Annotated in this window: 9 protein-coding genes and 2 tRNA genes; 3 read left to right on the top strand and 8 right to left on the bottom strand. The window is 37.8% G+C overall.

Annotated features, from left to right (window positions below):
* Both KKC46_12255 and KKC46_12250 read left to right on the top strand, forming a co-directional pair.
* Positions 1 to 583 (top strand): hypothetical protein (locus KKC46_12255; protein ID MBU1054577.1); only part of this gene is annotated, 583 nt, incomplete at its 5' end.
* A 105-nt stretch (positions 584 to 688) separates the two neighbouring features.
* Positions 689 to 1,549 (top strand): EamA family transporter, encoded by an 861-nt coding sequence (locus tag KKC46_12250; GenBank protein ID MBU1054576.1) that lies wholly within the window; start codon positions 689 to 691, stop codon positions 1,547 to 1,549.
* Positions 1,550 to 1,630: 81 nt separating this feature from the next.
* Here the strand turns inward: KKC46_12250 and KKC46_12245 are convergent.
* The 3 genes from KKC46_12245 to KKC46_12235 all read right to left on the bottom strand — a co-directional run bounded on the left by KKC46_12245 (position 1,631) and on the right by KKC46_12235 (position 2,507).
* Positions 1,631 to 1,705 (bottom strand) — tRNA-Cys (locus KKC46_12245).
* Between the two features lie 7 nt (positions 1,706 to 1,712).
* Positions 1,713 to 1,787, bottom strand: a tRNA-Gly gene (locus tag KKC46_12240).
* 204 nt (positions 1,788 to 1,991) lie between these two features.
* Positions 1,992 to 2,507 carry a cob(I)yrinic acid a,c-diamide adenosyltransferase gene (locus tag KKC46_12235; GenBank protein ID MBU1054575.1) on the bottom strand — a complete coding sequence of 172 codons (516 nt, stop codon included), beginning with the start codon at positions 2,505 to 2,507 and terminating at the stop codon, positions 1,992 to 1,994.
* A gap of 333 nt (positions 2,508 to 2,840) precedes the next feature.
* On the opposite strand from KKC46_12235, the gene KKC46_12230 reads away from it, so the two are divergent.
* Positions 2,841 to 4,805, top strand: coding sequence for a chemotaxis protein CheW (locus tag KKC46_12230; protein ID MBU1054574.1), 1,965 nt, complete (start codon positions 2,841 to 2,843; stop codon positions 4,803 to 4,805).
* Between the two features lie 128 nt (positions 4,806 to 4,933).
* On the opposite strand, the gene KKC46_12225 is transcribed toward KKC46_12230, so the two are convergent.
* The 5 genes from KKC46_12225 to KKC46_12205 all read right to left on the bottom strand — a co-directional run bounded on the left by KKC46_12225 (position 4,934) and on the right by KKC46_12205 (position 8,971).
* Complete coding sequence (locus tag KKC46_12225; protein MBU1054573.1) at positions 4,934 to 5,878, bottom strand: inorganic phosphate transporter family protein; 945 nt, start codon at positions 5,876 to 5,878, stop codon at positions 4,934 to 4,936.
* Positions 5,879 to 6,532, bottom strand: coding sequence for a DUF47 family protein (locus KKC46_12220; GenBank protein MBU1054572.1), 654 nt, complete (start codon positions 6,530 to 6,532; stop codon positions 5,879 to 5,881).
* 77 nt (positions 6,533 to 6,609) lie between these two features.
* Complete coding sequence (locus KKC46_12215) at positions 6,610 to 7,098, bottom strand: NYN domain-containing protein (protein MBU1054571.1); 489 nt, start codon at positions 7,096 to 7,098, stop codon at positions 6,610 to 6,612.
* 86 nt (positions 7,099 to 7,184) lie between these two features.
* Positions 7,185 to 8,075, bottom strand: a complete 891-nt coding sequence (locus KKC46_12210; protein MBU1054570.1) for a ParB/RepB/Spo0J family partition protein — start codon at positions 8,073 to 8,075, stop codon at positions 7,185 to 7,187.
* A 107-nt stretch (positions 8,076 to 8,182) separates the two neighbouring features.
* Positions 8,183 to 8,971 carry an AAA family ATPase gene (locus KKC46_12205; protein MBU1054569.1) on the bottom strand — a complete coding sequence of 263 codons (789 nt, stop codon included), beginning with the start codon at positions 8,969 to 8,971 and terminating at the stop codon, positions 8,183 to 8,185.
* Positions 8,972 to 9,235 lie beyond the last annotated feature (264 nt).

Below are 9,235 nucleotides of genomic sequence, written 5' to 3'. Positions count from 1 at the left end.
TGTTTATCCGATAAAAATACCTCCTTTGCGTGAAAGAAGAAATGATATTGCCGAGCTGGTATATTATTTTATCAAACGAAAATCCACTGAAAAGAACATATCTCCACCGCCTGCAATTGGACCCGGAGCTATTGATCAGCTCAAGGCTAACAGCTGGCCGGGAAATGTACGTGAACTGGAAAATTATATAGAACGTATTTTAATCCAATATCAGGGACAAAACATTTCCGGCCCGCTTGCTTTCGAAGATACCTTATTTCAAAAAAAAGAACCTGATATACTTCATCAACCGGTTTACAGTAAAGAAAATAATGCGGAAGAAAAAATATTTTCATACCTCAAAGAGATCGTAAAAATTATATTACCGCAATCGGGTTCGGAAAAGATTATATCATCTGATGTTAAAAACGAAACTTTGGAATTGGAAGAGATAGTATCATCACATATAAAGAAAGTATTAAAACAAACAGGCGGTAAAATAAACGGACAGGGGGGCGCAGCCGAACTTCTCAATGTAAATCCTAATACGCTTAGAAGTAAAATGCGAAAATTAGGCTTATTAGAAAGCCGTAATGGAAAGTAAAAATCCGACTCCAGAGGGGCCGGCATTAGTTTAACCCCCGGAAGGTGAGGACGGTTTTAAAACAGCAGTTTAAAAGAAATAAGTATGGCTTATAAGAGATAACACATGACTTCATGGTATTTTCCAGCATTACTCGCACTTTTGTTAATGGGAATTCAGCGCTTTTTTTACAAGGTTGCAGCAGAAAGAAAATATCCTACCGAATGGGTAACCTTTTCCTTCATGGCGACAGTCACGCTGTTGAGCGCCGGAACATACTTTTTCCGGCAGTACCATGAACTCAATCTTGGTTTCCTGTTAGCCGTATCCCTTATTAATAGCATAGCTTTTCTTGTTGCCACCGTTTCCCATATTGAAGCACTCAAATATATCCCGGCAAATATTGCATACAGCATCATCCGTTTAAACGTGGTAGGAGTAGTTGCCTTTTCAATTTTCTATTTCAGGGAACAGATTTCTCTTCTCCAGGGTCTTGGACTGCTTTTAGCTATTGCTGCCATGATTGTGCTTACAACTCAGTTGGGAGCAGATACTATAAAAGCAGAACGCCGAAAGCAGGGAGCAGTGTTTATCTTTCTGGCTCTGCTGGCCGGTGCCACAGCAAGCATTTCATCCAAATTTGCGGCCATGCATGCGGACAAACTCGCCTTTATGGCTCTGTCGTATCTGATAGGGATGATCGGCTCTTTGGGAATAACCCGGGCATTGTCCTACGAAAAGGCCATGAATAAACGATCAGCCGCACTGGGTCTTGGTGTAGTTATGGGCGGGTTTAATTTTGCAGGGTTTTATGCATATTTATATGCCCTGGAACGCGGACCATTATCTCTTATTTCAGCCATTGTAGGAATGCATTTCGTAATCGCTATTGTACTTTCAGCATTTATATATAATGAGAAAATAAAGCCAGTTGGACTTTTGGGAATTCTTTTGACAATAATATCTATTATCCTGATACGAATTTGATTATTAACCGGAACACAAAATGAGAGGCGCTAATATTAATAAAAAAGGGCCTGCAAGAATTACAGGCCCTTAATGTTTTTTTGGAGGCGGCATCCAGATTTGAACTGGAGAATAACGGTTTTGCAGACCGCTGCCTTACCACTTGGCTATGCCGCCAAAAAAATGGAGCGGGAAACGGGATTTGAACCCGCGACTTCGACCTTGGCAAGGTCGCACTCTACCACTGAGTTATTCCCGCTCACTATAAAAACCTTATAAGCAGCACTATAAATATAATATCACGTAAAGGTTTATATCAAGTTTTGCAAATTATAAGTTTACATACTTTTTGTCAATAAATTTTTTGGAATTTTCTTTAATTGTCTTTAGGAAAGATCTCCGGTTGGAACCACCTGGGAATAAGCAAATAAAAAGGACTACTGCATAATATGCCTAAGCCTCCCTACTCACCTTTCCATGGCCTTTCAGATAGCTCTTCCCTCTGGTCAACGGTGCGAGCCATTTGAAAAAGCACATCAGAAAGCCTATTTAAAAACGGAATAATATTTTCATTTTCAACCTTTAAAGCTCCAACGCGGCGCTCGGCTGTTCGCACCAAAGCTCTGGCAAATTGAATATGAGCTGAAAGCAAACCTGAACCGGATAAGATAAAATTACTTATAGAACCAAGATCCGCTTCAAGTTTTTTTATCATTTCTTCTATAGCGTAAACCCTTGGTTTTTCAAATCCAACATGAGCATTTCCCAAAACGGAATTAATCCGGCACAAATTTCGTTGAATGTTATCTATCATTGCTTTAAGATCTTCATCTTTAAGTTGTGCATAGATAAGACCAAGAAATGAATTAACTTCATCCATCGATCCAATAGCTTCAACACAAATATCATCCTTGCTGAGTTTCTTGCCATCGGCAAGTAGTGTGCCTCCGCTATCTGTATAAAGATCATAAATTTTCATAGGGACTCCTTTTTGTATTATATTAAAACATACTATTTTGTTTTTGCAAGCATTCATAAATATTCTTGAATCAGATAGCATAGCGTCATAAACACCCCCCTATATCTGTCAATAATATGACACTTTATAATGCTTAAAAGCAAAAAAATGATTTGGATTAATGAAATAGATAAATATTTTTCAATTATTGCCGATATTTCTATTATAAATTTGCATATATTTTAAAATGGTTCGTTTTTTGCAAATTTCTTTTAATTAAGTAGCATTGACAACCCCTTTTAAACCGTATTTCATATATTTTTTTTATAGTTTAATTTTAGGAGGAAAAAATAAATGGCAGTCGATCCAAAGATCAAGATTTTGCTCGTAGAAGATGCATCTACTATGCGTAAAATGGAAGTTAAAATTCTTAAACAATTAAGTTTTGAAAATATCATTGAAGCGGTAGATGGAGACGATGCTATTAAAAAAATTGAATCGGAAACAAATATTCAACTGATTATAAGCGACTGGGCCATGCCCAACAAAGATGGCTATGAACTGCTCACATGGTTAAGATCACATGAGACCTATAATAATACGCCCATGATCATGGCAACCGGACAGGGCGATAAGGAATATGTTGAAAAAGCAATGCAGGCAGGCGCTAACGGGGTAGTGGCAAAACCTTTTACGCCTGAAGATCTTAAATATCAAATCGAAAAAGCCTTTGGCATAGATAAGAAAAAGCCTAAAAAGACTGATAGCGGAATAACGCTTGATAAGGATGGAAAGGTTCTTTTAAGAATCGCACATATTCAGATCACAGATCACCTTACTCTTGGTGTTATGAAACATATGCTTGAAAAGGGAAAAAGCAAGGCTGATCATTTTAATCTTGAGACTTTATGCATGCCCGGCTGGAATCCAGTTCAGTCGGCGCTGGAACAGGATGAAATCGATGCTGCCTTTATTCTGGCCCCGATAGCAATGGATTTATATAACTACGGAACGCCAATAAAGCTTGTGATGTTTGCACATCGAAACGGCAGTATATTTGTCCGCAGCAAATCAAAAAATTACCGCAAACCCTATCAACAGTTTTTTAAACACAAAACATTTTTTATCCCCCATAAAATGTCCGTTCATAATATGTTAGCCCATATGTATTTTACACAGATGGGTTTAAAGCCTGGCATTCCGGGCAAAGAAGCCGTCAATGTTTTGTTTGATGTTATACCCCCTGTTAAAATGCCGGAATTTTTAGGTGAAAATCCTGAAAGCTGTGGTTTTATGGTTGCTGAGCCAATAGGGTCCAGAGCAATCACTGCCGGCATAGCGGAAAAGCAGTTTGTATCAAGCGAAATATGGGAAAACCATCCTTGTTGTGTTGCTGTATTCAGGGATGAGTTCATAAACAAACACCCTGATGCTGTTCAGGAATTCTGCAATTTACTTACCGAAGCAGGCAGGTTTATCGGACAAAACCCTGATGAAGCATCCGAAATAGCAGTATCTTTTTTAGATCCCGAAGGACAAATGGGCTTACAAAAAGATCTATTAAAGAGCGTGTTGACTGATCCAAAAGGAATAAAAACCGACAATCTTTATCCTGTAATAGAAGATCTTGAAACCATCCAAAATTATATGACAAACAACATGGGCATAGGCCGTAGCATAGATCTTAACACCTTTGTTGATAAAAGATTTGCAGACATAGCTTACAAAGATGCTCCTGCCGGCATACGTTTAGCATCTCCCATAAAACACATGAAAGAATCGGATAATTCCTCTATAATAACTGGAAAAAGAGAAAACAATATACAAACAATTGAAGATCTTAAAGTAAAAGCATCACGCGAAGGCAAATATTTAAGTTTCGGAATATCGGATGAAACATACGGTTTGGGAATACTTGATGTAAGGGAAATTATAGGCATGCTACCGATTCGACCCATTCCGCAGATGCCGGAATTTATAAAAGGGGTTATTAATCTAAGAGGAAAAGTTATTCCAGTAATAGATATGCGATTGAAATTCGCCATGGAACCACTTAAATATAATGACCGGACCTGCATAATAGTAGTGGAAGTTTCAGGGCTTACCGGCTCAACTCTTATGGGTTTGGTTGTTGATACTGTTTGGGAAGTTTCAGATATCAAGGAAGACGAAACGGAAGACTGCCCGCAATTTGGCTCAAACACAAACAACAATAACATTCTCGGAATTGCAAAAACAAAAGAAGGAATTATTATTCTTTTAGACATTGATAAAATACTTCAAGCTGATGATATTGTTCAGCTATCACAGGTTGCCTGATACCAGGATGCATTCAAATTATAGCTGCGTTGGCATCAAAGGTTCTGTCCCAGGCGTATTACATATACGCCTGCGGCAAAACCTCCCTGCCGTTTTGCTATCTTTTTTAATACTACTTGCCACTCTTGTTATTGGTGGGGTATATATTGAAGGTGGATTACAAAATTTATAGCCAGCGCAAAAAAGCATGAAACAAAAGGTGTTAAAAACCATCCGATCAATATATTAAAAAGCATTTTACGTTTTATGGCATTCACACCCCTTATAACTCCAACGCCAAGTACTCCGCCGATAATAGCCTGAGATGAAGAAACAGGCACTCCTACAAAAGAATAAATCTGGACGGTTAATCCTACAGAAAGAAGTACTATCAGGGCTGAAAAAGGATCAAGTTTTACCAATTTCTTGCCTATATTTTCCATAAGTTTTCTGCTGTATGTAATTATACCAAAAGCAATGCTCAAACCTCCTATCAGAGCTGCCTGAAAAACGCTCAGCTTGCCTGCACCCACAAAAACAGCAGTTACATTTGCAACATTATTAGCACCCAGAGCATATGCCCCAAATGAGCCGGCAATTAGCATTCCTGCCCTGATTATTGAATCGGATTCAAACATGTTCGGCTTAAATTTATTGTAAATAATTGCCAATAACTTGTAGAGAATAATCGCAATAATTGCACACCCAATTGGGGTTCCGAACCAGCAGGCAACTACCTTGCCCATTCCGTCAAAATTAACCTGCCTGTTTAATATTCCTATACCTATGATTGATCCGACAACGGCTTGAGATGTGGAAATAGGCAAACTAAAAGCAGTCATGATAGATACCGTAAGAGCTGCCGCAACAGAAGATATTACGGCCTGCTCCAAACTAAAAGATGTAAGACCTTGAATCGTTTCAATCCCGGCACGCCCCGATATGACAGCCCCTAAAACGACAAATATAGAAGCAAGAATTGCCGCTGTCCGGAATCTGACCATTTTAGAGGAAACAGCAGTTCCGAAAACATTTGCAGCATCATTGGCACCAAGCGCCCAACCCATAAACACTCCGCCAAGAAGGGAAAGCATTTATATTCGCCTCTTGAGACTGAATATGTTTATACGTTTTGATACACGTTCGGTCCCATCTGATATATTGCCAATTTTTTCTATAAGCTCTTTTAGCTGAAGTTTTTCAAACCACTCTAAATCGGAATCAATGATCATTGAAATTATCCTTCTTTCAATGTTATCACAATGGCTTTCATTAGTATCAATTAAGCCAAGAAGTTCTCTTATTCCATTGGTGTTTGTAAAAAATGCTATGGACTGTCTGTTAAGAAGTTCACAACACTCAACACTAATTTTGACAAGCTCTCTGGTATCGGAAATAATAAAACTTGGGACAACAATTTTTTGGACTTGCATCATATGAAGAATATCTTTAAACAGTCTTGAGATAATATCGAATTCGGACAAAAGAGCCATTATATCTCCTCTGGAATCAGGAATAAGGGCCTTGGCATACAATGTACTGTTTATCTCATCGCTTATGTCGGTTATTTTATTTTCATACCTATGAGTTTGTTTTATATAAAAATCAAAATTTTCACAGCTTATTTCATCTAAAAAACAAAAATTCATCGCTTGTGAAAAACTCTCATAAATTAACTTGAAAGTATCAAGATATTCATAAATCAATAATTCTACCTGCCGTTCTTTTTTAAAAAGAAAATTAAGCATACAAGTTACCTTCCATAAATTTAAGTTCCCAATTCAACAAACGCTGAATCTTAGATTACAAGTATTTTTTATGATTTTCAAAGCTTATTTGATTTAATAATGTTTCGTCTCTTTTTCTTGGAAAGCTTTCTGCCCGGCCCCTTTTTTTTAGTGGTAGGTTGCCATTGCCTTTCTTCAACTTCGGAATCATCCATATTATTAAAGTCTGAAGCCATCTTGATCTTAGTTTCAAATAAAGGAGAACTTATAGTTGCCACCCCTTTTGATTCGGCATATTTGATAATATCCGTATCCGAACTTACTATTAAAGCTTGTTCCCTATGTACGGTCGCCATCTTTTTTATTACCGTATCAGCAGAATCGGGATATTTAGAATACCTGATGTCTATCCCTTTTAACCTGTCTCTTTGGGATGAAAACATGGGCGCATTTGCCCCATCAAAAACCACTATTACTTTGTGAGGTTTTATTTTTTTATAGGCAGCAAGCATGTCTATCAAAGCATTTCTACCAAGCCCGATATCTTTGCGGTCAAGAGAACTCAAAAAAGATGATTGGCGAATCAAATTATACCCGTCAATTATTATATGAAGAGACATAGTTACATATGGATTTTGATAGTGGATTATTTCTAATTATAATACAATTGCTATTAGTATTTTTGCTTAAGGAGGCTTATCAGATTATCAAGGTCTTCGTTGCTGTAGAACTCAATCTCTACTTTTCCTTTTTTGCCCTGCCGTTTTATTGCAACTTTTGTTCCGAAATGGGTGGAAAGTTCATTTTCAAGACTTGAAAAATATATGTCGTCAGAAGATTTGTCAGTTGTTTTCTTTTTACTTTTATCGGTTTTCAAGCGCTTTATAAGATTTTCGGTTTCCCTTACAGAAAGTCCTTTTGAAATCACATTTCTCCATGCAGCATTCTGAAGCGCAGGCGTTTCAGCTCCAAGCAGTGCTCTTGCATGACCCATGCTGATTATTCCTTCTGATATACTCTCTTTAATCTGATGGGGCAATTGGCGAAGCCGTAAGATATTGGCTACAGCAGGTCTGCTTTTTCCAACACGTTTTGCAGCCTCTTCCTGTGTCAGATCAAATTCGGTCATCAGGCGGTGATAAGCTTCGGCTTCTTCTATAGAGTTTAGGTTTTCACGCTGTATATTTTCAATAATTGATATTTCAAGCATCTCTGTATCGGAAACATTTTTTACTATAACCGGAACCTGGGCCAAGCCGGCTATTTTTGCCGCCCTAAGCCTTCTTTCACCGGCTATCAATTCGAAACCTCCGGAACTTTTTCTTACAAGAAGAGGCTGAATAATTCCTTTTTCTTTGATAGATTGAGCAAGCTCTAAAAGCTCGTTTTCAGAAAAATGAACCCTGGGCTGATATTGACTGGGTATTATAAGCCCTATATCGATAGCTATGTGCTTTCCCGATTCTTTATTATCATAGTCAGAATCAATTCCGGGTATCAGGGCGCCAAGGCCCTTCCCAAGAGCAATCTTTTTCTTCAGTTTCGATCCAGGATCCTTAGTCATCATAATCTCCAGATATTCAAATCTGACGGCTTTAGAAAAAAGTCCGTCAACTGGCCATGGGCGTATAAACCCCGACCAAAGATGAGGGTGAAATCAGTTAAATTATATTAATCGGCAGAAGAAGAAAATCCATCTCCCGCCATGTTCATTATCTCTTGCGCAAGGCTGATATAGCTTTTTGCACCAATAGAAGCAGCATCATAAAGCATTATAGGTTTTCCGAAACTCGGTGCTTCTCCAAGCCGGACATTTCTGGGAACTATAGTTTTAAATATAAGATTTTTAAAATATTTTGCTGCATCTTCAGCAACCTGCACAGACAGGTTAGTCCTCTTATCATACATGGTAAGAAGTATACCCGCAATTTTAAGCTCAGGATTTAAACTTCTTTTTATATGTTTTACTGTCTGTAAAAGCTGCCCCAGACCTTCAAGAGCATAAAATTCACACTGGAGCGGAACCAGAAGATAATTTGAAGCCGTAAGCGCATTAACCGTTAAGAGACTCAATGATGGCGGGCAATCAAGAATTATATATTCAAACATATCGAATGCTTTTGAAAGAAGATTTTTCAAAGCCAATTCCCGGCCGTCATGCGACATCATTTCCACCTCGAAACCTATAAGTTCGATATTTGATGGAATTGCTTTTAAGTATTCAATCTCCGTGTCAGCAAGGATACTTCCCAAATCCGATTCACCAAGCATACCATGATATAGATTGCCTTTATTAGCGGTTTTGTCGATACCTAACCCTGTAGTAGCATTACCCTGAGGGTCACAATCAACAATAAGCGTCCTTTTCTCCGAAATAGCAAGCGATGCCGCAAGATTAACTGCAGTTGTAGTTTTGCCGACCCCGCCTTTTTGATTCGCTATGCATATTGTATGTGCCATAATAAATTAGCTTTCTAACACAAATCTTCATGATTGAAAAGGATATATGCATAACATCCTTAAAATATAACTGTGTAATCGCTTTTGGGCGTTAACATAATCTGAATACATATTGTATGGGATATTATATTTATTAGTTATATTTAACGTATGTGCTGATTTTTATTAATCGGTGAGGCCTAAAAAATAACTTTACCCAACCTAATAGAAGACTTAGTGATTTATAATTTTCTTGATTTAGTTCTCTCTGATGATATAAAGTAC

This window comes from Pseudomonadota bacterium, from assembly GCA_018817425.1.
Lineage (GTDB): Bacteria > Desulfobacterota > Desulfobacteria > Desulfobacterales > RPRI01 > RPRI01.
The sequence above is the reverse complement of the archived record's forward strand: the minus strand, read 5'-3'. Positions and strand labels throughout refer to the sequence as shown.

What these genes read in the sequence shown, in the direction of transcription:
- KKC46_12230 (MBU1054574.1), top strand. Translation starts at nt 2,841, where the DNA reads ATGGCAGTCGATCCAAAGATCAAGATTTTGCTCGTAGAAGATGCATCT.
- KKC46_12205 (MBU1054569.1), bottom strand. Translation starts at nt 8,971, where the DNA reads ATGGCACATACAATATGCATAGCGAATCAAAAAGGCGGGGTCGGCAAA.
- KKC46_12235 (MBU1054575.1), bottom strand. Translation starts at nt 2,507, where the DNA reads ATGAAAATTTATGATCTTTATACAGATAGCGGAGGCACACTACTTGCC.
- KKC46_12210 (MBU1054570.1), bottom strand. Translation starts at nt 8,075, where the DNA reads ATGACTAAGGATCCTGGATCGAAACTGAAGAAAAAGATTGCTCTTGGG.
- KKC46_12250 (MBU1054576.1), top strand. Translation starts at nt 689, where the DNA reads ATGACTTCATGGTATTTTCCAGCATTACTCGCACTTTTGTTAATGGGA.
- KKC46_12225 (MBU1054573.1), bottom strand. Translation starts at nt 5,878, where the DNA reads ATGCTTTCCCTTCTTGGCGGAGTGTTTATGGGTTGGGCGCTTGGTGCC.
- KKC46_12220 (MBU1054572.1), bottom strand. Translation starts at nt 6,532, where the DNA reads ATGCTTAATTTTCTTTTTAAAAAAGAACGGCAGGTAGAATTATTGATT.